Origin of the sequence: Nonomuraea turcica, assembly GCF_030718205.1 — a bacterium.
GTDB lineage: Bacteria > Actinomycetota > Actinomycetes > Streptosporangiales > Streptosporangiaceae > Nonomuraea.
In genome coordinates this window covers 530382-556167 of record NZ_JAUZQF010000002.1, presented here as the reverse complement: position 1 = coordinate 556167, position 25786 = coordinate 530382, and the positions used below count along the sequence as shown (strand labels likewise).

The 25786-nt window shown below is 67.9% G+C and carries 23 protein-coding genes; 17 read left to right on the top strand and 6 right to left on the bottom strand.

Going from position 1 to position 25786, the window contains the following annotated elements; genetic code table 11:
* Window positions 1-7: 7 nt before the first annotated feature.
* From Q9G87_RS08110 to Q9G87_RS08085, 6 genes are read left to right on the top strand one after another with little or no spacing between them, the layout of a single operon-like run.
* Entirely contained in the window at window positions 8-802 is a 795-nt protein-coding gene (locus Q9G87_RS08110) for an SDR family NAD(P)-dependent oxidoreductase (protein WP_305915584.1), read from the top strand.
* 23 nt (window positions 803-825) lie between these two features.
* Window positions 826-1848, top strand: coding sequence for a WD40/YVTN/BNR-like repeat-containing protein (locus tag Q9G87_RS08105; RefSeq protein WP_305915583.1), 1023 nt, complete (start codon window positions 826-828; stop codon window positions 1846-1848).
* A gap of 12 nt (window positions 1849-1860) precedes the next feature.
* Window positions 1861-2364, top strand: coding sequence for a VOC family protein (locus Q9G87_RS08100; protein ID WP_305915582.1), 504 nt, complete (start codon window positions 1861-1863; stop codon window positions 2362-2364).
* 16 nt (window positions 2365-2380) lie between these two features.
* Entirely contained in the window at window positions 2381-2983 is a 603-nt protein-coding gene (locus tag Q9G87_RS08095) for an amino acid synthesis family protein (RefSeq protein WP_305915581.1), read from the top strand.
* Window positions 2984-2991: 8 nt separating this feature from the next.
* On the top strand, window positions 2992-3861 hold the full coding sequence (locus Q9G87_RS08090) for an alpha/beta fold hydrolase (protein WP_305915580.1): 870 nt from the start codon (window positions 2992-2994) through the stop codon (window positions 3859-3861).
* Window positions 3858-5483 carry a bifunctional 3-(3-hydroxy-phenyl)propionate/3-hydroxycinnamic acid hydroxylase gene (locus Q9G87_RS08085; protein WP_305915579.1) on the top strand — a complete coding sequence of 542 codons (1626 nt, stop codon included), beginning with the start codon at window positions 3858-3860 and terminating at the stop codon, window positions 5481-5483. Before Q9G87_RS08090 ends, Q9G87_RS08085 begins: the two co-directional genes overlap by 4 nt.
* 143 nt (window positions 5484-5626) lie before the next feature.
* Here Q9G87_RS08085 and Q9G87_RS08080 read toward each other — a convergent pair whose 3' ends face one another.
* Entirely contained in the window at window positions 5627-6529 is a 903-nt protein-coding gene (locus Q9G87_RS08080) for a LysR substrate-binding domain-containing protein (RefSeq protein WP_305915734.1), read from the bottom strand.
* A 465-nt stretch (window positions 6530-6994) separates the two neighbouring features.
* Here Q9G87_RS08080 and Q9G87_RS08075 point away from each other — a divergent pair, with 465 nt between their 5' ends.
* The 6 genes from Q9G87_RS08075 to Q9G87_RS08050 all read left to right on the top strand — a co-directional run bounded on the left by Q9G87_RS08075 (window position 6995) and on the right by Q9G87_RS08050 (window position 13835).
* Window positions 6995-8245: a branched-chain amino acid ABC transporter permease gene (locus Q9G87_RS08075; protein WP_305915578.1), complete on the top strand. Its 1251-nt coding sequence runs from the start codon at window positions 6995-6997 to the stop codon at window positions 8243-8245.
* Between the two features lie 4 nt (window positions 8246-8249).
* Entirely contained in the window at window positions 8250-9230 is a 981-nt protein-coding gene (locus tag Q9G87_RS08070) for a branched-chain amino acid ABC transporter permease (protein ID WP_305915577.1), read from the top strand.
* Window positions 9231-9342: 112 nt separating this feature from the next.
* Window positions 9343-10251: an ABC transporter ATP-binding protein gene (locus tag Q9G87_RS08065; RefSeq protein WP_305915733.1), complete on the top strand. Its 909-nt coding sequence runs from the start codon at window positions 9343-9345 to the stop codon at window positions 10249-10251.
* Complete coding sequence (locus tag Q9G87_RS08060; RefSeq protein WP_305915576.1) at window positions 10248-11051, top strand: ABC transporter ATP-binding protein; 804 nt, start codon at window positions 10248-10250, stop codon at window positions 11049-11051. The genes Q9G87_RS08065 and Q9G87_RS08060 overlap by 4 nt, the downstream gene beginning before the upstream one ends.
* Before the next feature lie 121 nt (window positions 11052-11172).
* On the top strand, window positions 11173-12507 hold the full coding sequence (locus tag Q9G87_RS08055) for an ABC transporter substrate-binding protein (RefSeq protein ID WP_305915575.1): 1335 nt from the start codon (window positions 11173-11175) through the stop codon (window positions 12505-12507).
* A gap of 95 nt (window positions 12508-12602) precedes the next feature.
* Window positions 12603-13835, top strand: coding sequence for a MalY/PatB family protein (locus Q9G87_RS08050; protein WP_305915574.1), 1233 nt, complete (start codon window positions 12603-12605; stop codon window positions 13833-13835).
* Window positions 13836-13874: 39 nt separating this feature from the next.
* Here Q9G87_RS08050 and Q9G87_RS08045 read toward each other — a convergent pair whose 3' ends face one another.
* Genes Q9G87_RS08045 through Q9G87_RS08035 form a run of 3 tightly spaced genes read right to left on the bottom strand, consistent with a single transcriptional unit; the run spans window position 13875 to window position 17013 of the window.
* Window positions 13875-15404: a gamma-glutamyltransferase family protein gene (locus Q9G87_RS08045; RefSeq protein WP_305915573.1), complete on the bottom strand. Its 1530-nt coding sequence runs from the start codon at window positions 15402-15404 to the stop codon at window positions 13875-13877.
* Complete coding sequence (locus tag Q9G87_RS08040; protein ID WP_305915572.1) at window positions 15401-16180, bottom strand: amino acid ABC transporter permease; 780 nt, start codon at window positions 16178-16180, stop codon at window positions 15401-15403. The genes Q9G87_RS08045 and Q9G87_RS08040 overlap by 4 nt, the downstream gene beginning before the upstream one ends.
* A complete protein-coding gene (locus Q9G87_RS08035; protein ID WP_305915571.1) occupies window positions 16177-17013 on the bottom strand; it encodes an ABC transporter substrate-binding protein in 837 nt (278 codons plus the stop codon). Before Q9G87_RS08035 ends, Q9G87_RS08040 begins: the two co-directional genes overlap by 4 nt.
* Before the next feature lie 158 nt (window positions 17014-17171).
* Between Q9G87_RS08035 and Q9G87_RS08030 the strand changes: the two genes are divergently transcribed.
* Complete coding sequence (locus Q9G87_RS08030; RefSeq protein WP_305915570.1) at window positions 17172-17732, top strand: MBL fold metallo-hydrolase; 561 nt, start codon at window positions 17172-17174, stop codon at window positions 17730-17732.
* Between the two features lie 49 nt (window positions 17733-17781).
* Window positions 17782-18798, top strand: a complete 1017-nt coding sequence (locus tag Q9G87_RS08025) for a LacI family DNA-binding transcriptional regulator (RefSeq protein WP_305915569.1) — start codon at window positions 17782-17784, stop codon at window positions 18796-18798.
* Between the two features lie 680 nt (window positions 18799-19478).
* Here Q9G87_RS08025 and Q9G87_RS08020 read toward each other — a convergent pair.
* Window positions 19479-20987 carry a CocE/NonD family hydrolase gene (locus Q9G87_RS08020; RefSeq protein ID WP_305915568.1) on the bottom strand — a complete coding sequence of 503 codons (1509 nt, stop codon included), beginning with the start codon at window positions 20985-20987 and terminating at the stop codon, window positions 19479-19481.
* Window positions 20988-20998: 11 nt separating this feature from the next.
* A complete protein-coding gene (locus Q9G87_RS08015; protein WP_371825745.1) occupies window positions 20999-22387 on the bottom strand; it encodes a CitMHS family transporter in 1389 nt (462 codons plus the stop codon).
* A 23-nt stretch (window positions 22388-22410) separates the two neighbouring features.
* On the opposite strand from Q9G87_RS08015, the gene Q9G87_RS08010 reads away from it, so the two are divergent.
* From Q9G87_RS08010 to Q9G87_RS08000, 3 genes are all read left to right on the top strand, one after another.
* On the top strand, window positions 22411-23337 hold the full coding sequence (locus Q9G87_RS08010) for a LysR family transcriptional regulator (RefSeq protein ID WP_305915566.1): 927 nt from the start codon (window positions 22411-22413) through the stop codon (window positions 23335-23337).
* A 97-nt stretch (window positions 23338-23434) separates the two neighbouring features.
* Window positions 23435-24640 (top strand): CaiB/BaiF CoA transferase family protein, encoded by a 1206-nt coding sequence (locus Q9G87_RS08005; RefSeq protein ID WP_305915565.1) that lies wholly within the window; start codon window positions 23435-23437, stop codon window positions 24638-24640.
* Complete coding sequence (locus Q9G87_RS08000; RefSeq protein WP_305915564.1) at window positions 24630-25505, top strand: HpcH/HpaI aldolase/citrate lyase family protein; 876 nt, start codon at window positions 24630-24632, stop codon at window positions 25503-25505. The genes Q9G87_RS08005 and Q9G87_RS08000 overlap by 11 nt, the downstream gene beginning before the upstream one ends.
* The last annotated feature ends 281 nt before the right edge of the window (window positions 25506-25786 follow it).

Sequence of the window (25786 nt, the reverse complement as noted above, 5' to 3'; positions counted from 1 at the left end):
GAACGTCGTGGATCTCGAGCTTCGCGGGCGGGTCGCCGTCGTCACCGGCGGTGCCCTCGGCATCGGCAGGGCCGTGGCCCGTGAGCTGGTGAAGGAAGGCGTCACGGTCGTGATCGCCGCCCGGCGGCGGCATCTCCTTGAGGACACCGCCAAACACATCGAGGCAGAGCTGGGCGGACGCGTCGTGCCGCTCGTCGCCGACACCACCAGCACCGAATCCGTACGCGCGATGATGGACGCGGCGGCCGGTGAACTGGGCCGCGTCGACATCCTCGTCAACGGCGCCGCCGCACCGTCCGGACTGGTGCGCAACTCGGTCGACGAGGCCGACCCCGACCTCCTGCTGACCGACCTGAACACCAAGGTCGTCGGCTACTTCCGGTGCGCGCAGGCGGCCGCGCCGCACATGCGGAAACTCGGCTACGGGCGCATCCTCAACATCGGCGGGCTGACCGGCCGCTCCAGCCACGCCCTGTCCGGCATGCGCAACCTCGCCATCGTGCACATGACCAAGGCCCTGTCGGACCAGCTCGGCCCGTCCGGGATCACGGTGAACACGGTGCACCCCGGGGTGGTGGAGACCGAGCACATCCACGAACTGTATGAGAAGGAAGCCGCCAAACAGGGCATCACACCGCAGCAGGTCGAGCAGAACTTCATCGATCGGACACCGATCCGCCGGGTCCTGACCGCCCAGGAAGTCGCCCGCACGCTGTGCTTCCTGGCCTCGCCGCACGCCGGCGGCATCACGGGTGAATCGCTCGGCATCGACGGCGGGCTCACCCGCGGCATCTTCCTCTGAACCCTCAACCAAGGAGCATCGCCATGGAAGGAACGATTCTCGTGGCAACCGCGGGACAGGGCGTGCTGTCCAGCGCGGACGACGGCAGAACCTGGTACCGGATCCCGCCGGGGCAGGAGGTGGAGTTCGACGCCGTGGTCCGGTGCCTGGCCGTCCACCCCGCCGATTCACAGGTGATCTACGCGGGGGCCGACGTCGGCCTGGTCCGCAGCGACGACACCGGCGTGACCTGGCACCGTGTCGACTCTCCGATGAACGGCATGCACGTCTGGTCGCTGGCCATCGACCCCGACGATCCCGACCGCATACTCGCCGGGACCGGCGCGCCCTCCCGCGCGGCGGTGTTCCGCACCACCGATGCCGGGAAGAGCTGGGACCGGCTTCCCCCGGAGATCCCCGAGTTCTGCGCCGGGGTCAACCGCCCGCGCATCCTCACGGCGACGTGGGATCACGTCGACAGCGGGGGCGCGTGGTTCGGCGTCGAAGAGGGCGGCCTGTGGCGCACGCGCGACCGGGGCTACACCTGGCAGCGCGTGGACGGCACCCCCGCGTCGCTGCCGGACGGGGTCACCAACTCCGACATCCACAGCATCGTGGTCCTCGCTGGTCCGCCCAAGACGATCGTGGTCGCGGTCGTCAACGCGCTGTTCGTCAGCCAGGACGACGGCCGGACCTGGACCCGGCAGGACACCCGCCGGAAGTACGGGGTCTACTACACGCGCCTGGTGACGCCGATCCCCGGTACCGACGAACTGCTGCTCGGCATCGGCGACGCCACACCCGGCACGATGACGAAGATCCTCTACTCGACCGACCTCGCGCAGACCTGGACCGAGGCCGATCTCGACACTCCGGCCAACTCCACGGTATGGGCGTTCGGCACCCACCCGGCCGACCCGTCGACGGTCTTCGCCGGCACCAAGTACGGCCACCTCCTGCGGTCGACCGACGCCGGACGGACCTGGACCAAGGAATGGCGCGAGTTCCCCGAAATCACCGACGTGGCATGGACCCCGGCCGTCGCCGCGGGTCCTGGTGCCCACTAAGGAGGCAACGACATGGCCAAGGACGACGCACCGGAGTCCACGACCGACGCCGCATCCGGGGTGAAACCACGGGTGCGGCGCACCCACCTGTCGCTGTTCGTCCTCGATCCCGAGGCCTCGGCGAAATGGTACGAGGACGTGCTCGGCATGGAGGTCACCGCACGGGGGCCGGAATGGGTCTTCCTCTCCTACGGGCTCAAGCACCACGACATCGCGCTGATCCGCGCCGCGGACGGCGCCAGGCCCGGTGGCATCGGGCTGCAGCACTACGGCCTGGAGATCGACGGCGACCTGGACGAGCTGCGCCGCCTGTACGGCATGCTGCTCAGCAAGGGTGTGCCCGTGGTGAAGACAACCGACCACAAGGTGGGCTTCGGCGTGTACTTCACCGACCCCGACGGCAACCGCTTCGAGTTCTTCTGCGAAACCGTGCAGGACGACGAGGAAGGCAAGCGGATCCTCGGCGAGCACAACGCGCCGAGCGAGACCGTCGATCTCGATCCGCTCTACACCTGATCACTGGAGAGACCTCATGCCCGATCCGAATTTCGAGGGTTACCACATCCGTAAGTGGTTCACCTCCATCGAGGACACCCTGGCCACCGAGACCGGGGCCCTCGCCGACGGCGAGCCGGTGCGGAAGATCGTCATCGCCGCGGCGATCCACAACCCCTACGCGGGCCGGTACAGCGAATCCCTCGACGAGATCGTAGGCCGCTCGGCCGCGCTCGGCCTGGAGTTCGGCCGCCGGGTCAAGTCGGCGGCCGAAGGCCGGCCGATCGAGAGCTACGGCAAGGCTTGCCTTGTGGGCGCCAACGGCGAGTACGAGCACGGCAACGCCTTCCTCACCCAGGTGTTCGCCGACCCGGTCCGGGAGGCGGTCGGCGGCGGGAAGTCCTGGGTGCCCTCCACCGGCAAGCGTGCCGCCCCCGGCACGAGCATCGACGTGCCGCTCGCGCACAAGGACGCCCTCTACGTGCGCTCGCACTACGACACCGTCACCGTGACCTTCACCGACGCACCAGCTCCGGACGAGGTGGTGGCGATCTTCGCCTTCGCCACCCGGGGCCGGCTGCACGCGCGTCTCGGCGGGCTGGCGGCGAGTGCGATCGAGGGCCGAGACGGGCTGCGGTGAGCATGGCCGTGCCGACGAAGCCGATCGCGGGGGCCGACCGGTTCACCACGCTGAACGGTCTTCGCGCGCACTACGTGGAGTGGGGCGAGCCGGACGCGCCCCCGATCGTGCTGCTGCACGGACTGCGCAGCTATGCGCGGACGTGGGAGCCGGTGGCGGCGGCGCTGGCCGATCGGCATCGGCTCATCGCCCTGGACCACCGGGGCCGCGGCGACAGCGCCTGGGACCCGGCGGGAGAATACGTCACCGATGCCTACGTCAGCGACCTCGAGCAGCTCGCCGACGCATTGGAACTGCGGCGCTTCACGCTCGTCGGTCATTCCATGGGCGGCACCAACGCGATCGTCTACGCGGCACGGCACCCGGAGCGGGTCCGGCTCGCGGTGATCGAGGACATCGGGCCCGGTTCGTCGGCGTCCGGCGCGGGCGCGGAGCGGATCAGGCGCGAACTCGAGCGGACGCCGCGCGCGTTCGCCGGACGGGACGAGGCGCGTGCGTACTGGAGGAGCGTGCGCCCCGACATCTCGCAGGCCGCACTCGACTCCCGGATCGACAACACCGTTCGTGCGGCCGCCGACGGCCAGTGGGTGTGGAAGTTCGACCTCGAGGGCATCGCGCGGGCGCGCCTGGACCCCGACCCGGCACGCACCGTGGATCTGTGGCCGCACGTCGAAGCGCTGCGGTGCCCGACGCTGGTGCTCCGCGGTGCCCGGTCGGACTTCCTGCCCACCGCCACGTGCGCCGAGATGGCCGCCCGCCAGCCGCTGCTCACCTGGCAGGAGATCCGCGAGGCCGGGCACTACGTGCACGACGACAACCTGGCCGACTACCTGACCGCCCTGCGGGAGTTCCTGGACCGGTATCGGGACCGGCCATGACCCGCACGCTGCGGACCCAGGTCGCCGTGGTCGGCGCCGGCCCGGCGGGCGCCACCCTCGCGAACTTTCTCGGCATGTACGGCGTGGACGCCCTGCTCATCGAGCGCTCCCTCGAGATCATCGACTACCCGCGCGCGGTCGGCATGGACGACGAATGCCTGCGCAGCTTCCAAGCAGTGGACCTGGCCGACGAGCTGATCAAGAACATGATCCAGAACGTGCCGCTGCGGTTCTTCGACGCCCGCAACCGGTGCTTCGCCGACGTCCGCCCGGCCACGCGTGAGTACGGCTGGTCCCGGCGCAACATCTTCATGCAGCCCACCTGCGAAGAAACGCTGCGCCGCGGCCTGGACCGGTTCCCCTCCGTACGAGTGCTACTCGGGCACGAGGTCGTCCAACTGGAGCAGGATGGAGACGGGGTCGAGCTCGACGTCCGAGCTCCCGGAGGCGAAACCGTGCGGGTCCGCGCCGAGTACGTGGTCGGCGCGGACGGAGGCCGCAGCACCGTCCGCGAGCTGCTGGGCGTGGAACTGGAGGGCGACACACATCCGCGCAAGTGGGTGGTCGTCGAGTGCGACAACGACCCTCTCGAGGCCCAGTACACCGGGTTGCACTGCGATCCGGTACGGCCGTACGTCTGCGTCCATCTGCCACACGACTTCCGGCGCTGGGAGTTCATGCTGTTTCCCGGCGAGGACGCCGACGAGATGCTCAAGACCGACAAGGTGCACGAGCTGCTCGGTCACCACGTCGAGGACCCGACGCGGCTGAACATCATCCGGGCACGCGTCTACACCCACCACTCGCGCATCGCACGGAGGTTCACCGTCGGCCGCGTGTGCCTGGTCGGCGACGCCGCCCACCTCATGCCGCCCTGGGCGGGTCAGGGGATGAACACCGGCATCCGCGATGTCACCAACGTCGCCTGGAAGATCGCCGCCGCCGTCAGAGGGCACGCCGATCCGGGCATCCTGGCCACCTACGACGCCGAGCGGCGCGCCCACGCGCAGGCGATGATCGACCTGTCGACCACGCTCGGCCGCATCCTGTCGCCCACCAACCGCCTGGTGGCGACCGCACGCGACCTGTTCTTCCGCGCCGTCGTGCGAGCGCCGGCGATGCGCGACTGGGTCCTCCAGATGCGGTTCAAGCCGATGCCGCAGTACACCGACGGCGTCGTGGTCCCCGACGGGCACGGCCGGCGGTCACCGGTCGGCCGCATGTTCATCCAGCCCCTGGTCGAGAACGCCGCGGGGGACGTCCTGCGCTTGGACGACGTGCTCGGCCCCTGGTTCGCGCTGGTGGGCTTCGGCGCCGACCCGGCCGAGCACCTCTCCGGCGCCCAGCGCGACTATCTCACCGCACTCGGCGCCACCTTCGTCAAGGTCGTCGACTCGCGCGCCGGCCGGGCGCGGCGCGCGACCGTCAACCCGGAGACGCGGGTCGTCGAGGACGTCGAGGGATATCTGCGCGAGTGGTTCACCCGGCACTCCACCCGCTTCGTCCTCACTCGCCCCGACCGGTACGTCGCGGCGCGCGCCGACGAGGCCGCGCTCGGCCCGGCCGTCGACCGGCTCCACCGGCTGCTCGGCCCGGCCAACACTGATACGGAGCAGAAGTAACCATGATCGTCGAAGAGCGCAACTACGGCCTCCGGCCAGGTGGGGTCATGTACCTGTGGGGATTCCCCTCCTGGGAGGATCGTGGCCGGCGGCGGGCCGCGCTGATGGCAACTCCGCACCGAGGCCGATCGCGGACTCGGCGGTCAACTCCGGGTCAGATCCCGTGCGCTGCGGCTGATTCGGTCGAGCGCGACGCGGGCAGCAACGACGGCCGGGTGATGGTGGCTGCCAGTGCGGGTAGCGATGAGGACGCGCCGAGCATTCGGCGGCGTCAGCTCGGTAAGTGTCACTGTAGGAGCGTGGACGCCCCAGGCAAGTTTGGGTAGGAATCCGACCGCCTGCCCGGCTTCGATCAATCGCACGTGGAAGGTGAGGTCGGTCGACTGGTAGCGAACGTGGGGTTCGAAGCCGGCTTGGCGACAGACGGCGCTGGCCCAGCGCCTGGCGGCATTGCCCTCGGGCTCCATGACCCAAGGCAGGTGTGCGAGAGCTGCGAGTTGCGGCGGCTCGCTGCCCGGTGGGGTGGCCAGAAGAAGAGGATCCTCGAGGAGAAGCTGAGTGTGCAGGCCGGTCAGAGCCGACGGCGGCTCTCCCGGGTAGTCCTCGGCGATGACCAGGTCGAATTCGTGCGCGACAAGCGCCCGCAGCGGTGTGCGTTCGTTCTCCTGATGCACGTAGACGCGAAGCTGCGGATGCTCGCGCTGAAGCAGCTCTACGGCAGGTAGGACCAGAGTCTTAGCAGCAGTCTGGAAGGTTGCAATCCGCAGGTCCCCCTCGAGCACCGTTTTAGACCGCGCGATATCGGCCTCAGCCTGCTCGAGCCGGTCCAAGATCACCTCGATATGCCCCACCAGCATCTCCGCCGCGGGCGTCAGACGAACCCGACGTCCCATAGGTTCCAGGAGCGGGACGCCCACCTCGGCCTCCAGCTGCGAAAGCTGCGAAGAGATGGTCGAAGGACTGTACGAGAGGGCCGAAGCCACAGCTGCAAGGGTGCCGCGGTGCTTGAGTTCGCGCAGCAACCGAAGCCGGTGAAGGTCGTACATCACGCACCAATCGCCGCCTGCGACCATCGATTCGTCGCTTGAGATAACGAATCGTACGCGAAAACATTTGCCGCCCCGCATTGAGCGCATCCAACCGCCACGACCACCAACCCGGCGAACCTACGCGGTCACAGCACTACATACGGCGTCTTCCCAGGCGATTGGTCGAAAATATCGATGAGTGCGCATCGATAACGACGACTGGACCGGGCAATGGGCGGCGCATAGCATTCCAGAAACCGCGAGAATCGGCCACCCGAAATCCGCGGTACGGCCGACGCAGCCCGCGGCAGAGCGGTATCGGTCGTCCGTCTCCCCACGCTGTCGTCGCTGCCTGCGGGCCCGCGCGCCGCAGGCCGATCAGATATCCCGCCATGCAATTTCGGAGCGGCCATGAGACCACCCCGTGCACGTTGGCGCGTACGCAGCCATCCTGCTCGCCTGTCACTACTGCTGGGAGCGGTCATGCTCTCGATCGCCCTGCTCGGCGTCGTGGCAGTGGGCGGTCCGACGTACGCGGCTGATGATCGGACCGTGCAGGGAACGTTGCGCAACTCTGCCGACAACAACGCACCGGTCGCTGGGGTGAAGATCAATGTCCAGTCCAGTACGGGTAAGACCTACACGGGCGTCAGCAACGACCAAGGCCGGTTCGCGATCACTGTGCCCGGCGGCGACTCGGGCACCCTGGCCGTCATCTTGGACACCAAGACGCTTCCCGATGGTGTGCAGGTCCGCGACGGAGCGTCGAACACCTTGCGGCCAACGGGCACCTTGAGCACGATCACCGTCAACTTCCCCCTCGGTCCCGATACGCGTCGAGTGTCGACGGTGTGGGACCAGGTCCCTCAACTGCTCTACAACGGTCTGCTGTTCGGCCTGGTGCTGTCATTGGGGGCTCTTGGCCTGTCCATGGTGTTCGGCACGACGGGACTGTCGAACTTCTCCCACGGCGAGCTGGTGACCTTCGGGGCATTCGCCACCTATCTCGGCAACCGGGTCATAGGGCTGCCCATCGTCGTGGCGGTGGCGGTGGCGGTAGCGCTGTCGGCGCTGTTCGGCTACCTGAACGAAAAGGGTTTGTGGGGTCCACTCAGACGCCGCGGAACGGGACTTATCGCCATGATGATCGTCTCGATCGGTCTGCAGTTCTTTCTCCGGAACTTCTACCAGTACTTCACAGGCGGCCGCGCCTTGACCTACCGCGAATACGTCACGCCCGCCGGCCGAGACGCCTTCGGCTTGTTCACCTACACCATGCGAGACGTCGTCATCATCTCCATCAGTGGGCTTGCGCTCGTCGCGGTCACTCTTGCTTTGCAGTACACCCGGCTCGGTCGCGCCACGCGCGCGGTGTCGGACAATCGGGCCCTGGCCTCTGCGACGGGGATCAGCGTCGATCGTGTCATAACCACGGTGTGGATCGTGGGCACCGCGCTGGCGGGACTGAGCGGGGCGTTCTTGGGATTCTCCCAATCGGTGTCCTACCAACTGGGAGCGCAGGTACTGCTGTTGATCTTCGCCGCTACCTGCGTCGGAGGTCTGGGATCAGTGTGGGGCGCGCTGATCGGCTCGATCATCATCGGGCTGTTCGTCGAGACCTCAACCTTGGTCATCCCATCGGAACTCAAGTTCGCAGGCGCGATGGTTCTGCTGGCGCTGGTCCTGCTCGTCCGACCACAAGGCTTGCTCGGCCGCGCCGAGAGGATCGGGTGAGGACATGGACATCATCGGCGCCGTCACGGGGGCACTGCACGACGGCTTCGGCTATGTGGCCGTATCGTTCTGCTTGGCTGCGATCGGTTTGAACATTCAGTTCGGCTACGCCGGGCTGCTCAACTTCGGTCAGGCCGCTTTCTTGTCGGTAGGCGGTTACATCATGGGCGCGGCGATCGCCACAAGCGGGATTCCCACCGTCCTCGCCATCCTGCTCGCGATCGCCTTCACCGTGGCGTTGGCGCTGATCTTGGGTATCCCCACCCTGCGTCTTCGGGCGGATTACCTGGCGATCGTCACCATCGCGGCGGCAGAGATCCTTCGACTTGTGTTCGGGACGTCGTTCCGGACGTACTTTCACGGCAAGGACGGTGTGACCGGCTTCACCGCCGGGTTCCGAAGCCTCAACCCGCTGCCGGACTACGACGGCTTCTTCCTGACCTACAGCCGGGAGGAGCTGTGGACAGTCATTGTCGGCTGGGGCCTGGTCATCATGATCAGTCTGTTCACCTGGGCCCTGATGCGATCACCGTGGGGAAGGGTTCTTCGGGGCATCCGTGAAGACGAGGATGCGATGCGGTCTCTGGGCAAGAACGTCTACAGCTACAAGATCCAGGCACTCATCCTCGGTGGAGTGGTCGGATGCGCCGGAGGTTTCGTGGGCGCGTTCGGGGCCGCTTCGGTCCAGGCCGACACGTTCAACCTGGACTTCACCTTCATCGCCTTGACCATGCTCATCCTGGGTGGCGCCGCTCGGATCCTTGGTCCGATCGTCGGCGCGGTGATGTTCTGGGCGATCCTGTCGTTCCTCGGATCGGTCTTGACGCAGTTGGCGGGCTACCCGGTCGTGGCGCAGTTCATGAACGCCGACCAAGCATCAATCTTCCGGCTGATGTTGGTCGGATTGGTGCTGATGCTGCTGATGATTTTCCGGCCGCAAGGCATCTTCGGTGATCGAAGGGAGATCGCGCTCGATGCCCACTGACAACGTCCCCACTGACCACCTCTCCTCGGGCATCGCACCCAAGGACGTCCCGGCTGCCGGTGATACGTCGCAGCCAAGGGTTCCCGACCCCGGTGCCGGGGAGAACAAGTCGATGCGCGAGTGCCGGACTGCTTTGCAGTCGGTGCCGCATGAGCCCGGCGCTGCCAAACCCGACCCCGTTGTAGTCGTGAACGGAATCCGCCGCGCCTTCGGCGGCCTCACCGCGGTCGACGTGGAACATCTCGAAATCCAACGTGGGGTCATCACCGCCTTGATCGGACCCAACGGTGCAGGCAAGACCACGTTCTTCAACTTGCTCACCGGCTTCGATCAACCCGATGCCGGTTCCTGGTCCTTCGACGGGACACCGCTCAAAGGCAAGGCAGCCTACAAAGTGGCACGCCTCGGCATGGTCCGGACCTTCCAACTGACCAGAGTGCTCTCGAAACTGACAGTAGTGGAGAACATGCGGATGGGCGCCACAGGTCAGCGTGGCGAACGCTTATGGGCCGCCGCGCTCCCCGCCCTGTGGCGGGCGCAGGAACGAGACATCACCGACCGGGCCCGAGACCTGCTCAAGCGGTTCAAACTCGACGCCACGGAGGAAGATTTCGCCGGGTCCCTGTCAGGCGGCCAGAGAAAGCTGCTCGAGATGGCGCGAGCGCTCATGGTCGAACCGAAGCTGGTCATGCTCGACGAACCCATGGCCGGCGTCAACCCAGCGCTGAAGCAGTCCCTGCTCGGGCATGTGAAGTCGCTTCGGGATCAGGGAATGAGCGTCCTGTTCGTCGAACACGACATGGACATGGTGCGAGAGATCTCCGACTGGGTGGTCGTCATGTCCCAGGGCAAGGTGATCGCCGAGGGACCCCCCACGTCCATCATGTCGGACGAACGGGTCATCGATGCCTACCTCGGAGCTCGCCACGACACCGACATCAGCGAGCTCGAACACGTCATCCAGGTCGAGCACGCGCACGACCACGCCGAGCAGCTGGTCGACCGGGAGGTCCCGAGATGACTTCTGCCCATCACGGCCCATCGGAGCATCTGCAGGCGGCCGAGGGTGCAGCCCTTCGCGCCGACAATCTGATCGCCGGGTATCTCCCCGGAGTCAACATCTTGAATGGCGCCGATCTGTACTGCCAACCGGGCGAGTTGGTCGGCATCATCGGACCCAACGGCGCCGGCAAGTCGACACTGCTCAAAGCACTCTTCGGGCTGGTCAAGATCACCGCCGGGACGGTTCGCCTGCGGGGCGAAGAGATCACGAACCAGCGCGCCGACGCACTGGTATCCCAAGGGGTCGGCTTCGTACCGCAAACCAACAACATTTTCCCCTCGCTCACCATCGAGGAAAACCTGCGGATGGGGTGCTATCAGTCCCCCAAGAAGTTCGCCCCCCGATTTGCGTTCGTGACCGACCTGTTCCCTGCGCTGGGCCGGCGCCGCAAGCAGCGGGCCGGGCAATTGTCAGGCGGTGAGCGGCAGATGGTGGCCATGGGCCGGGCTCTGATGATGGAACCCTCCGTGTTGTTGCTCGACGAACCCTCAGCGGGCCTGTCCCCGGCGCTGCAGGACGAGGTGTTCGTCCAGACCCGAGCCATCAACCGCACCGGTGTATCGGTCGTCATGGTCGAGCAGAACGCACGCCGCTGCCTGCAGATCTGCGACCGCGGGTACGTCCTCGACCAAGGACGCAAGGCCTACACCGGGTCCGGCCAGGCGCTGGCCCGTGACCCCAGGGTGATCGAGCTGTATCTCGGCACCTTGTCCAATGCCGCCCAGGCAGACAGCACACCTGCCGGCCGGCGGAACTAGGACTACGACCGCACCTGTTCGCCGGTCGAATCCTCCCATCGCGTCCGCTGCTGACATGCGCCACGACACAGCCGTGCACCGCACCAATAGCGCAACAGTCCTCACCACACTTGGAGGCCCCATGCCGCTCCCCAGACGCATCACCTGTATCGCCGTTTTGGCCTTCGCCGCGCTGGCAACCGCCGCTTGCGGTTCTAACAGCAGCCCCACCGCAGCCGGCAGCGAGCCGCCGGCCACGGCGGGCACCCAGCCGCCGGCCAAGGCGGGCACCCAGCTCTACTTCGTAGACGGCAACACCGCCGACTACTCCGGTGATTTCGAGCCGGGCACTCTCAACGGTGTGCGCGCCACCCTGCCCGGCGGCAAGATCGGCGACGAATTCCGGCAGCGGATCCTCAAGATCAACAGCAAGGTGAAGGACTTCACCTACGCTCCGGAGGCCTACGACGCCACGATCCTCTCAGCCCTGGCTGCGATCGCCGCCAAAAACGACTCCGGCAAGGCGATCGCCGAGAAGGAGATCGGCATTACCAGGGATGGGACAAAGTGCACCAGCTTCAAGCAGTGCGCCGACCTACTCGCCGACGGAACGGACATCGACTACGACGGCGCCTCTGGCCCGATCGAGATGAACTCGACAGGAAGCCCGTCCGCGGCGACCGTCGGCATCTACCAATTCGGGCAGGACAACAACTACAAGAATGTCGGCTACGTCAACGGCACCACTCCGGACCAAGCCAACATCCGAGCCGACCAGAAGGTCAGCGGCCCAATCCCCAAGGGGGACGGCACCCTTACGTTCGGCACCCTGCTCCCTGCCACAGGGGACAGCTCCTTCCTCGGCGCCCCGCAGTTCGCCGGCGTGGACCTGGCCATTGACGAAATCAACAAGGCCGGGGGTGTGCTGGGCAAGGATGTGAAGCAGTTGAAGGGCGACTCCGGTGACGGGTCGCCGAACATTGCGCCATCCGAGACCGACAAACTGCTCCGCGGTGGTGCCGACGTCATCATCGGCGCCGCTTCCTCGTCGGTGTCGTTGTCGGTCATCGACAAGATCTCCGGGGCCGGCGTCGTCCAGATATCGGCCGGAAACACCTCGACCGCATTCGACACCTACCCCGACCATGGCATGTACTTCCGCACGGCCCCCTCCGACGTCCTGCAGGGGCAGGTGATGGCCCAGACCATCAGCGAGGACGGTCACCGCAACATCGCAATCCTCGCCCGGCAGGACGCCTACGGAGAGGCATTGGCGAAGAACGTCCGCTCCTTCTACGAGGAATCCGGCGGCAAAGTCGTCTCCTATGCCCTTTACGACGCGAACGCAGCCAACTACACGGCCGAGGTGGAGAAGGTGAAGGCCCAAGACCCGGACGCCATCGTGCTGATCTCGTTCGACGAGAGCAAGAAGATCGTCCCGGAACTCATCAAAGCCGGCATCGGCCAGAACGGCTGAGCCCGTACCTAGCCGGTGGTCGTGGCTCCGGATCCGCCCCGCAGCCACGACCACCCAGACTGCCGTGTCGCCCGTGGAGTGGAGAAGTTTTTCGCATGACCACCAGACCGCCAAAGGCCAGTCCTACCGCCACCGCAGAGTACGGCGCCGACCCCGACTTTGACACGGTGTACGACCGCGCCACTTTCGGGTCAGCCAAATGGGCCAACCAATGGGACGAATTTTCACCGCGTGTCCGGGGCGAGGATCTGCTGTCGCTATGGACGGCCGACATGGACTTCCGGGCGCCGACGACCGTCATCGACCGCCTGCGCGCCGCTGCGGACCACGGTATCTACGGCTACACCCTGCGAGACCCGGAACACTTCCAGATCGTGCAGAACTGGTTCACCGTCAGGCACGGCTGGACACCACCGGTGGAAACGCTCCTCCCGGCCCCTGCGATCATGTCCTCGGTCGCAGCAATCTTGCGCACCTTCACCGCCCCTGGAGATGGGGTGATCGTCCAGTCACCGGTCTACTCGCCGAACTTCGAGGCCATTACCGGTAATCACCGGCGGCTGCTCGTGAATCGGCTCCGGCTCATCGACAACCGCTACGAGTTCGACCTCGACAATCTGGCCGAGCTGGCCGCATCCGGCGCGAAGGTGCTACTGCTCTGCAACCCCCACAATCCCTCGGGCCGGAGCTGGACGGCCGACGAGCTGCTCGCCGTGAACGACATCTGTGCGCGCTACGACCTTCTGGTGATTTCTGACGAGATCCACTGCGACATCCGGCTGAACGGCCGGCCCCACGTGGTCTATGCCTCGATCAGCAGCGACGCCGCCCGCCGAGCATTCATCTGCACTGCCCCCACCAAGACCTTCAACCTTGCCGGCCTGCCAACGGCCACACTCTCGGTTGCCGATCCATACCTGCGCTCGGAACTGCTTAACGCCATGCGGGCATCGTTCATGATCAACGCGCACTACTTCGGTCGTCTGGCCTTGGAGACTGCCTACACTACGGGTGGTCCGTGGCTCGACCGGCTGACCGAATATCTCAAGGGCAACGTGGCCTTCGTGCACGAGTTCGTCCAAGAGCGGCTGCCCGAGATCACGCCGATGCCGCCGGACGCATCGTTCCTGGTCTGGCTCGAGGCTCGTGAGCTTGACGCTCGTGTGGGCGGGCTGCACCAGTTCCTCGTCGACCGTGCGGCCGTCAATCTCTACGACGGCCGGGTCTACGGCCCCGGAGGAGAGGGGTGCGTCCGACTGAACGTCGGCTGCCCCCGGAAGGTGCTGACTGAGGCGCTCGAACGCATCGATCATGCGCTATCACGGTAGCGCTCCTCGGGGCACTCACTGACCCTGTCCCGCGTCACCTCAGGACATGTCGGCCTGGGGATCTTCCGGTATCAGCGAAACCATGGCGGAGGCGCCATCGCAGCGAGGATCGCTCCCTGCTGAGGTGGCACCCCCGACGACTTGTGCGTGGCCGACCCATTCGGACGCCGGCGGCAGCGGGATGATCGGGGCGCCGGACGCGGTCAGAGCTGCGATGGTCCGCGGGGAGAGATCCATCTCCAGGCTGATCGTGTCCTCCGGCTGGCCCGCTTCCATACCGCCGACGACCCAGCGGGGCGCGGCCACCGCGTCGGCGGGTTGTTCCCCGTCGAGCAGCCGTAGCAGCACTTGGGTGAGGATCTGCGGTTGGGCCTTGCCTCCCATCGTGCCCATCGACCAGGCCAGCCGTTCTTCCTGGGTGACCATGACCGGCATCAGCGTGTGTGCCGGACGCTTGCCTGCCGCGATGACGTTGGGCGAGGCGGCGTCGAGGGAGAAGAACGCTCCGCGGTTGTGCATCACCATGCCGGTCGAGGGTTCGAGCAGCCCTGCGCCGAAGCTGTGGAAGAGGCTCTGAATCAGCGAGACCGCGTACCCTTCGCTGTCCGCGGTCACGACCGCGACCGTGTCGCCACTCGCCCTGCCGGTGATGGCCGGCCCGGGCGCTTGGGGGGAGGGGCCCAGCAGCAGGGCGTCCACGTCGATCTGCGCGAACCGGGGATCGGCCAGATGGCGGGTCCGGTCGGCGATGCCTCTGTGGAAGATCGCGGCCAGTTGTCCGGCGTCTTCCCCCTGCGGGTCCGTTCTCTCCAGTGCGCCCAGCGCCTGCAACAGCAGGAAGCCCTGTGTGTTGGGCGGGCTGGTGTAAACGTCGAAACCCCGGAAGGTGCGGTGGAGCGGATCGGACTGCTCGACCTCGTAGGCGGTCAGGTCGTCCAAGGCGATGGGGACCGCCAACGCCTGCAGGCCGGCGACCAGTCGCTCGCCCAGCCGCCCGCCGTACAACACCTCGGGGCCCTGAGCCGCGATCTCCGCGAGCGTCGTGGCCAACGCCTCCTGGCGCAGGGTTTCGCCGACGCGAAGTGACCCGAAGACGGTCCGCATCCCCGGGTCGGCGGCGATCAGATCTCTGGCCTCGGCTATGGCCACTGCCAGGCCCGGAACGACAGGAGTGCCTTCCGCATGGCTTATGGCGGCGGCGAAGTGGTCGGGCCACGTCAGCGCGGCACCGGAGGCGTGCAGCGCGGCATAGCCGGCGACCGCGCCGGGGACGGTGATCGTGTCAGGCCCGGACACGGGCATCTGGCCGCCGGAACGCGATCTCAGCGCCGCCACGTCGATGCCGGCCGGGGCGGGGCCGCTGGCGTTGACGCAGGAGATCCTGCCGTCCGGGGATCTGATCAGAGCGATCAGATCGCCGCCGAGTCCGGTGTTGTGCGGATAGACGACGGTGAGCGTCACGGCGGCCGCGAGCGCGGCGTCTACGGCGTTGCCGCCGCGTGCGATCGCCTTCTTTGCCGCGGCGGTGGCGAGAACGTGCGGGCTGGCGATGGCGCAGTGATAGGTCATGGCGCCTCTGCCCGGACCACGGCACGCCCGCCGCCGAAGAGCCGCTGCCCTATCGTCGGAGGTCGCGATATCCCCGCCGATGCATTCAGCCGGCCCTCGATCCAAGCCTGGACGAACGACCACAAGGTAGTGAGCATCAGGTAGTACAGAGCCGCGACGATGAACACTTCGAACGTGCGGAAGGTCGTGGAACTGATCGCCTGGGTGTTGAGGAACAGCTCGTCCACACCGATCACACTCAAGATCGAGGTGGTCTTCATCATGGCGTTGAAGTTGTTGCCGAGCGGCGGGACGATGAAGCGCAGCGCCTGCGGCAGGATGATCCATCTCATCGCGGAGCGCGGTGTCATGCCGATGGCGAGCGCCGCCTCCGACTGCCCCTTCCCGACTGAGTCGATCCCCGCCCGGATGATCTCCGCCATGTAGGCGCTCTCGTTGATCGCCAGCGTGACCAGGGCGGCCTGGAACACGCCGGTGACGGTCACGCCGAGCAGGGTCACGTCGGAGAAGGAATAGAGCTCGGCCGCGGCCAGGCCGTTGTAGACGAGAACCAGTTGCACCAGCAGTGGGGTGCCGCGCAGGATCCAGATGTAGAACCCGGCCACCGCGGTGACCCAGCGGCGCTTGGATCGGCGCATCAGCGCCACGCCGAGCCCGATGATCACTGCCAGGAGCTGGGCGAGGACAGAGATGTAGACCGTGCGCCAGAGCCCCGCGAGAAACGGCCCCGACGGGCGAAGGAGCGCGTCCCAGAAGAACGCCGGGTCGAAAGTCAAGGCTCCAGCCTGTCCACCTGGAGGTTCCACTTGGCCAGGACCTTGTCGTACGTCCCGTCCGCCCGGATCTCTTGCAGCGCCTTGGCCAGCGCGCTCTGCAGCGCGGAGTTGCCCTTGCGTACGGCGATGCCGGCCTTGATCTTGTCGAACGACTCTCCCGCGAAGGCGAAGAGGCCGGGCTTCTGGCCCATGTAGTAGGCGGCGGTCTCGCTCGTGGTCGCGTATGCCTGCGACCGGCCGAGCGCCAGCTCCTGCAGTGCGGCGATGTCCTGATCGAACCGGGTCAGCTTGATGGCGGGTTTGCCGGCCGCCTCGCACTTCTTGGACTGATCCTCGAGACGCGTGGCGGCCGTGGTGGAAATGAGCGTCGACGCGGTCAGCCCGCACAGGCTCTCGTCCAGCCCGGTGACGCGCCGGGGATTGTCCTTGGCCACGAGGATCGACTGACCGGAGTACATGTAGGGGACGAAGTCGACAACCCTTTCCCGCTCTGGCTTGATGTAGAGCTGGGACAGAATCGCATCGCACTGCTTGGCCACCAAGGTAGGGACGATGGAGGCGAACTTGGTGTTTCGCCATACCGCCGCCACACCGAGCCTGGCCGCGAGCGCCTCGCCGATCTCCACGTCGGCACCGATGGGCTTCTTGGCCTTGTCGTAGAACTCCAGCGGCGGGGCGGAGATGTCGGAACAGTAGACGATCTCCCCGTCCTTGATCACCGCAGGAGGCGCTACCATCGCCTTGCCGCCGGCTGGAGCGGCCTCCGTTTTCGCCGCCGTTCCGCATGCGGCCAATGACAGCGCGGCGGCCGTCGCGAGTATGCGACCGTGCATTCCGTACCTCCACCCAGACGAGCTTGCGGGTGAGGGCCATTGAGGTTGATTAACGAATTAACCACAACCCCGTACGGTAACAATCTCGTTGCATGGCCATGGCGACCGAATCGGTCGCCATCTTCCTCGCTGGCAACGATTTCCGTATGCTGCCTGGCATGCCAGCATTCGTTCACGTCCTCACGGACGGATACGCCGACGAGCGGGTCGCCAGCACCGTGACGTTGATCCGGGAAGGCGACCTGATCGCAGTGGTCGATCCGGGCATGGTCGCCCACCGCCGGCTCATCCTGGACCCTCTCGCCGAGTTGGGCCTGCAACCCGAGCAGGTCACCGACGTGGTGTTCTCTCACCACCACCCGGATCACACGTTGAACGCCGCCCTGTTCCCCGAGGCCCGCTTCCACGACCACTGGGCGATCTACGCTGGGGACGAGTGGGTGGAGCGTGAGGCCGATGGTTTCGAGTTGTCGCCCTCGGTCCGGCTGTTGCGAACCCCGGGGCACACGGCGCAGGACATCTCCACGGTGGCGGAGACCGATGGCGGGCTGGTCGTCGCCACACATTTGTGGTGGAGTGCCGACGGGCCGGCCGACGACCCGCTGGCCGAGGACGCCCACGCGTTGAGACGATCGCGCGAGCGCGTGCTCGCCCTGCGTCCGAGCCTGATCATCCCTGGTCACGGTGGGTCATTCGTCCCGGTGGAGACAGCCGAGTGACAGCCGGCGGGTAACCTCCGCGAAACGCCACGAGCGTACGATTGTAAAGGTGCCCCGAAAGCCCTCACCTGACGTGACCATGGCGGATGTGGCGCGAGTGGCCGGAGTGTCGATCGCGACCGTCTCCAACGCGCTCAACTCGGCCGGCCGCATGTCCCAGAGCACGCGTGACAACGTGTGGCGCGTGGCACGAGAGCTCGGCTACCTTCCTGATAAGACGCACACGAGAACGCTGGGCCTGGCCGTCACCACCGACCACCCCGCCTCATGGGGCTTCGCGGAAATCCCCTACTTCTCCCAGGCCATCCAGTCCGCCACCGTGGTCGCACACGAACACGGCTATGGGCTCGTCGTGCAACCCACCGCTCTCGGCCTGGAGCGGTGGGCCGTTCTGCCCGTCGACGGCATGCTGCTGATCGACAGCCCGAAGGGCGATCGGGTTCGTGCCGATCTGCTGATGCGCGGCGTGCCCGTCGTCCACATCGGGAGGCCGGTCAGCGCGGAGCCGAACGACATCTGGGTGGACAACGATGTCGAAGGCGCGGTGCGCGGCGTGCTGGACCACCTGTCGCAGGCCGGTGCACAGCGGGTCGCCCTACTCGGCGGCGACACCACCGACTACTACATCCAGGCCTGCATGACAACGTACCGTCAGTGGTGTGCCGAGCGGGGAGAGCCCGCCCTTCTCGAACTCATGAGACGCAAGAATCCGGCCCCTGCCGTCGCCCGCCTCCTGTCCCGGGACGATCCTCCCGACGCCATCTTCGGTCCGTACGACCGATGCGGGCACGCCGTACTGTCGGCCGCCCCTGGCTATGGCCTGCGGATTCCCGAAGACCTCCTGGTGGCCTGTGCGAGCGAGTCCAGTGCCTACGAGACGACAACACCGCCGGTCACCACGCTGTCCCTCGATCCCGTCGGAGCGACGAGAATCGCCACGGAACTCCTCATCCAACTCGTCGAAGGAGAAACGCCTGCGGTGTCAGGAGGCGTGGTCCATCACACTCGCCTGCTGGCCCGAACGTCGACCCTCCGGCATCTGTCCACAGCGTCTCTGATTGGCTAAGTGGTCTTCGCAGGAAGTTCCTCGGGGTTACGCCAGCCAGGACCGGGTGAGGCCATCGGGACAGATCGGCCCAAGGTGTTGGTGGAGCTGAGGTGAAGAAGCGGAGTAGGCCCAGAAGCCGACTGACTGGAGGGGCGGTCCAGTGGCGTTCGCCCCGGGCGCGTGCGTACCGGCCGGCGAGGGGCGGGTCTCACCGGCTCGCGCAGGTGCGTGCGGCGCCATAAGTTCGCGCGAGCCGGCTGGGTGGTGCCCATTGACGCGCTCCCCGGGATGAATGACTCCCGGAGATTCCGGCCCGCGTCACACAGGCTCGTGTGACGCCTCCTTGGCTTCGTGCTTCGTCGGCCTGCGCCACTCCGGAGAGTGGTCTTACCGGGCCTCCACCAGAACGACCCCATGGATCGTCCCGTCCGCTTGCGCGGAAGGCGTTTTTCGTCTCCGCCCGCCCGGCGGCGACAGTCACGCTGTGTCCGTCGTGACCCTTCGGAGCTTCCAGAGTAACCCTTCGCCCCGCACGTCGAACACATTATCGTGCGGTAGCCGAGCCCGCAGCACATTCCCCAGCTCTCATGCTGACTTCCTCGCGCCGAAGACGCTCTCGCACGTGCTGTTGGCGGGCGCCTGCGGGGAAAGCCCGATCGGCAGGACGGCGATCGCGGCGAGGAGTCTCCTGAGCGGGCTCACCTCGGATCCTTCCAGGTGGTGAGGCGGAGCTCGGTGCCGCCGCGGCCCACGCGCAGGTGGACCTGGCCGGCCGGGGCGTCGGAGTCGATCTCTGGGTGGTCGTCGCTGGAGACGGTGACGCGCAGCCTGTGGCCGGCGCTCAGCCGGTAGTGGGTGGGCCAGGTGCGGAGCTCCAGGTCGTACGTTTTGCCGGGGCGGACGGGGACGGCGCGGTCGTGGCCGAAGCGGTGACTGGCCTTGAGCCAGCCCTGGGTGATGCGGGCGGCCGTGCCGTCAGGGGCGACGTCCTCGGCGACGATGGCGATGTTGCCGTCGGCGGCCGTGAAGGAGGCGCGTACCTTCGCCGTGATGTCTCCGGCGAGGACGAGATCCTGCTGGTAGGGCCGGGTCTGGAAGGTCAGCCGCTCGTCCGGGGCGGCGGCGGCCGGGTCGGTGTTGACGGTGAAGTGGAGGGCGGCGGGGGCGCCCGGGGCGGAGGTAAGCGTTCCGTCGGCGCTCAGGCCGAGCCGGTGCCGGCGGGCACCGGGAGGAGGCCAAGTGGAGAACTGCTTCCAGCCGGCGCCCGCGCCGGGGCCGCGGATCTCGTAGGAGGTGACCTTGGCGGCCGGCAGGGGCGCGTCCCGGCGTCCGGCGAGCCAGCGGTCCCACCAGGCGAGGTACGCGCCGTTGCCGGGGTCGGCGTGCTGGCCGGACGGCCATCCGTGCTGCCAGGGGCCGGCGACCAGCCAGACGTTGCCGGGGCGGGCCTGGAAGTTCTCCACCATGGCGGCCCGGTATCTGTCGTACCAGCCGGCGATCTCCAGGACGGGAATGTCGAGGTCTTTCCAGCGGGCCTTGACGCTGCGCTCGCGCCAGAAGTCGTCGTAGAGCGGGTGCTGCGCGTAGGTGACCAGCGTGCCGGGGGCGACGGCGCGCTGCCAGTCGCGGATCCGGGCCGAGTAGATGCCGCCGCGGTAGATGGTGTTCTCGTACCAGTCGCTGATCCCGTCCACGGGGATGATCGCGGCGAGGTGGGGTGGCTTGTTCACCGCCACCAGGAGCGAGGAGTGGCCGCCGTAGCTGACGCCGGTCTGCCCGATCTTGCCGGTGGACCACGGCTGGGCGGCCAGCCACTCGATGAGGTCGTAGTTGTCGCGTTGCTCCTGCGCGCTGAACGGATCGAGCCGGCCGGGGGAGTCGCCCGAGCCGCGGGCGTTGCACACGGCGGCGTGGTAGCCGCGGGTGACGAAGTAGGCGGCCGCGCGGCCCTGCGCTTCCAACTGGTTGTAGGCGTTGTAGTCGTACACGATCACCGGGAAGCGGCCGTCGGCGTCGGGCCGGTGCAGGTCGCAGGCCAGGTGGCCGCCGTCGCGCAGTGGCACCGACACGCGCTCGGTACGCACTCCGTATGTGGCGGGCCGGTCGTAGGAGAAGAACAGGTCGGCTTCGGCGTGGGCGGGCTGGTGCGGGGTGAGGGGGAGCGCCAGGGCGGCGGACAGGGCGGCGGCGATCCTGCCGTACTTCACGGGGGGACTCCTCAGAGCGAGATGGCGCCGGTCACGAGCGCGGCCACGGTCATGACCAGGGTGGTGGCGAACGCCCAGCCGAAGATGAAGCGCTGGTGCCGGCCGAGTTGCACGCCGCTCATGCCGACGAGGATGAACGTCGCGGCGGTGAGCGGGCTGAGCGGGAAGCCGGTGGTCATCTGGCCGAGGATCGCGGCCCGGGCGATCTCGGCGGACTCGATGCCGAAGCCGCCGGCGGTCTGGGCCAGCACCGGGAGCACGCCGAAGTAGTAGGCGTCGGGGGTGAAGACCAGGCTGAGCGGCATGCTCGTGACCGCGACCAGCACCGGCAGGTGGCCGCCGAAGGAGTCGGGGATGATGTTCACGAACGCGGTGGCCATCTCGTTGATCATCTTGGTGCCGGTGAGGATGCCGGTGAAGACGCCCGCCGCGAAGATCATCGTGGTGACCAGGACCACGCTCTTGGCGTGCCGGTCGAGCAGTTCCTGCTGCTTCTCCCAGGTGGGGTGGTTGACCAGCGCGGCGATCGCGAAGCCGAGCACGAACAGCACCGGCAGCGGCATCGCCTGCAGCACCAGCCCGACCAGCAGCGCGACGGTCAGCGCCAGGTTGAAGGCGGTCAGGGCCGGGTGCCTGCGCTCCGGGGCCCGGGGCGTCCCTGGGCCGTCGCCGACGACCTGCGGTTGCGGGGGCAGGGTCACCGTGCCCAGGCGGCGGCGTTCCCGCAGGCCGATCAGGTACGACGCCACCAGCACCCAGGCGATGCCGGCGGCCATCGCGGGCAGGACCGGGGTGAACACCTGCGAGCTGTCCAGCTTCAGCACCGCCATGGCGCGGGCAGTGGGGCCGCCCCAGGGGATCATGTTCATCACGCCCGCGCCGAGGCAGACGACGCCGGTGAGCACCAGTGGGCTCATGCCGAGCCGTTTGTAGACGGGCAGCAGGGCGGAGACGGTGATGAGGAAGGTCGAGGCGCCGTCGCCGTCCAGGGCCACGCACATGGTGATGACCGCCGTACCCACGGCGATCCGCACCGGGTCGTCCTTGGCCACCCGCAGGATGCCGCGGATCAGCGGATCGAACAGCCCTGTGTCGATCATCAGGCTGAAGTAGAGCACCGCGAAAGCGATCATGATGCCGGTCGGCGCCACCTTGGCCAGCCCGTTGAGGATCATCGGGCCCATGTCGGCGGCGAACCCGCCGGCCACCGCGGTCAGCACCGGGACCAGCACCAGCGCGGTGAGAACCGAGACGCGCCTGGTCATGGTGAGCACCAGGAACAGGCCGATGGTGAGAAAGCCCAGGAGCGCGATCATCGGGGTCCTTTTCTTTCGGGAGGTTACGGAGAAGTTTCCGAGCGCCGACCTTTCACGTCCACCATCAAAAGTGGATTTATCCATGCGTTATGCGCAACAGTTGCTCCATGGAAGCCAGCCTCCGGCAGCTCGCCGCCTACGTCGCCGTCGCCAAGGCGGCCAGCTTCACCGCCGCGGCCGCTCAGTTGCACGTCTCGCAGTCGACGCTGAGTCGCGCCGTGGCCGACCTGGAGCGCGTGCTCGGCGTCCGCCTGCTCGCGCGCGACACCCGCAACGTGCAGCTCACCGCGGCGGGCCAGGAGACCCTGCGGGTGGCCGAGCAGATCGTCGGCGCCCACCGGTCGGGCATGAAAGAGCTGCAGCGCTACCTGCTCGGCGAGTCGGGCATGGTGGCCGTGGCCACACTGCCCTCGGTCGCGGCCGTGCTGCTGCCACGCATGATCTCCGCCTTCAGGGGACAGCGCCCGCTCGTGACCGTCCGCATCATGGACGGGCTCGAACGGGCCGTCCTCGGCAAGGTGCTGTCCGGCGACGCCGACTTCGCCATCACCACGGTCGGCGCGCCGTCGGATCGGCTCGAACACCGCCCGCTGATCCGCGACCGCTTCCACGCGGTGCTGCCGGAGGGGCACTCGCTCGCCGACCGCGACGAGGTCGCCTGGGAGGACCTGGCCGTCGAGCCGTTCCTGGCCGTGGGGCCGCAGTCCAGTGTCCGCAGGCTCACGGACGCGGCGTTCGCCCAGGCGGGCGCCGAGGTGACGCTCGCGGCGGAGGCGAGCAACGTGGCGACGGTGGGCGGCCTGGTCGCCGCCGGGCTCGGCGTGTCCGCGATGCCCGCCCTGGTGCTGCCGCTCCTGGGACCCGGGCACATCTTGCACCGCCCGCTGGTCGGCCCCGTGGTCGAGCGGCGACTGGACGTCGTGGTCCGGGCGCGGCGGACTCTGCCGGTCGCTGCGGCCGCGTTCCTCGACCTGCTGGAGGAGTCCCGTACTCGGGCGCTGGATGTGCCTGTGGGCGCCTCCTGGGTTGACTAATGCGTAAATGGCATGAATTTATCGAGTTTTTGTGCTGGCCCCGCATTTCTTCACCTGGGCAGGATGACATGGAGCCCGACAGGACGAAGGAGCATGCGTGGCCTCTGAACAACAGCGAGGGCAGTTGTGCGGCTTGAAGGTGGTGGAGTTCGCCCACGTGGTCGCCGGGCCGCTGGCCGGCTCCATGCTCGCCGACCAGGGCGCGGACGTGGTGCATGTGGAACCCCCGGGCGTCGGCGACGCCGCCCGCGCGATGGGTCCCACGCGCGACGGCGAGCCGCTGTGGTTCAAGGTCGCCGGCCGGAACAAGCGCTCCGTCACCCTGGATTTGCATGACTCCGGCGGCCGGCAGGTCGCGCACCGGCTGGTGGCCTGGGCCGACGTCGTGATCGTCACGCTCCGGCCGGGCCGGCTGCGGAGCTGGGAGCTCGACTGGGAGGCCGTGCACCGGATCAACCCCAAGGCCGTCCTGCTGCAGATCTCCGGATTCGGCGCGACCTCGTCCCAGGCCGACGCCCCGGGATTCGGGAAGGTCGGCGAGGCCAGGAGCGGCGTGGTGCACCTGACCGGGTTCCCGGACGGCCCGCCCGTGCACACCGGGTTCTCCCACGGCGACGCGGTGACCGGCCTGATGGGCGCCTACGCCATACTCGCCGCCCTGCACCGCCGGGCGCACGACCCCGGCTTCGACGGCGAGTGGATCGACCTCGCCCTCTTCGAGCCCCTGTTCCGGCTCGTCGAATGGCAGGTCATCGCCCATGACCAGCTCGGCGTCGTCCCCGGTAGATCCGGCAACCAGCTCGCCGTCGCCCCCGCCGCCGTGATCAACACCTACCTGTCCCGCGACGGCGACTGGATCACCGTGACCTCCGCGACCCTCCGCTCCGTGCTGAACGTCGTCCGCCTCCTGGGCCTGCCCGAGGAGGACTATGCCACCACCCGGCAGCAGCTCGCCGGACGGGAACGGCTGGACCAGGGGCTCCGCGCCTGGGTGGCGGCCCGCGAGACCGGCGAGTGCCTGCGGGCCTTCGCCGAGGCCGAGGTGGTCGCCTCCCGCGTCTTCACCGCCGCGGACATCGCCGCCGACCCCGTCTACGCCGAACGCGGCGACATCGTCACCGTCGACGATCCCGACCTCGGCCCCGTCCGCATGCAGGCCGCCCTCCCGCACTTCCACCAGGAGCCCGGGCACATCTGGCGCACCGGGCCCGCGCTCGGGCAGGACAACGACCTCGTCTACCGTGACTGGCTCGGGCTCGGCGCGGAGGAGATCGTGGACCTGGAGAAGCGCGGTGTCATCTGACCGGCCCCAGCTGCGCTCCCTGCTCTTCGTCCCGGGGACCAGAACCGAGTGGCTCGCCAAGGCGGCGGCCGCGGGGGCCGACGCGGCCATCCTCGACCTCGAGGACGCGGTCCCGCCCGCGAAGAAACCCGCCGCCCGCGCCCGCGTGGCCGACGCCATCGCGAACGTGAGCGGCGACATGGCCATCCTCGTCCGCATCAACCCCCTCGACAGCTGGGCGGCCGCCGAGGACCTGCGCGCCGTCACGCACGCCGGCCTGGCCGGGGTGGTCGTGCCCAAGATCGGCGGGCCGGCGGACGTGCTTATGGCCGATCGGCTCCTGACCTGGTGCGAACGCGAACACGGTCTGCCCGAAGGGCATCTCGCCCTGGTGCCGCTGCTGGAGAGCGCCGCCGCGCTGCGGGAGGCGTACGAGATCGGCCGGGCCGCCCCCCGCGTCGCCTACCTGGGCGCGGTCACCGGCAAGGGCGGCGACGTCGAGCGCGCGATCGGCTACCGCTGGAGCCGCGAGGGCACCGAGACCCTGGCCCTGCGCTCCCGTGTCCTGCTGGACGTCCGGGCGGCGGGAGTGCCGTGTCCGGTTGCCGGCCTGTGGACCGGCGTCGGCGACCTGGAGGGGTTGCGGGCGTTCGCGGAGCAGAACCGCTCGCTCGGCTACGACGGCATGATGGCCATCCACCCCTCCCACGTCCCCGTGATCAACGAGGTGTACTCACCTGGTCCCGAGGAGCTCGCCCGCTACGAGCGGCTGATCGCCGCGGTGGAGGAGGCGCGGGCGCGCGGCGCCGGGGCGATCGCGTTCGAGGGGGAGATGGTGGACGAGGCCATGGCGGGCAGAGCCCGAGCCGCCCTCGAACGCCGTTGAGGTTCGGACCAAACTGTGCCCCTTCGTCTGGCGAGCGGGGTCGGTGTGTTCAGCGCGCTCAGCACCGCCGGTTCTGCCGCCTGTACCACTCGTGCAGGTCATCGTCCCGGTGCTGACCACCGTCGGGTCCAGGGCCGGAAGCGGTGGGCGTACGCGGTTGACCCTGCTCACTCGGCAGCGCCTCCAAGGAGGCGGAGACCCTGGTCCTGCCGTACGAGGTGGCGGTGCTGCGCCGCGCCGGTCAAGGCGGGTGTTCCAGAACGGCGGCCATCAGGCGGGCC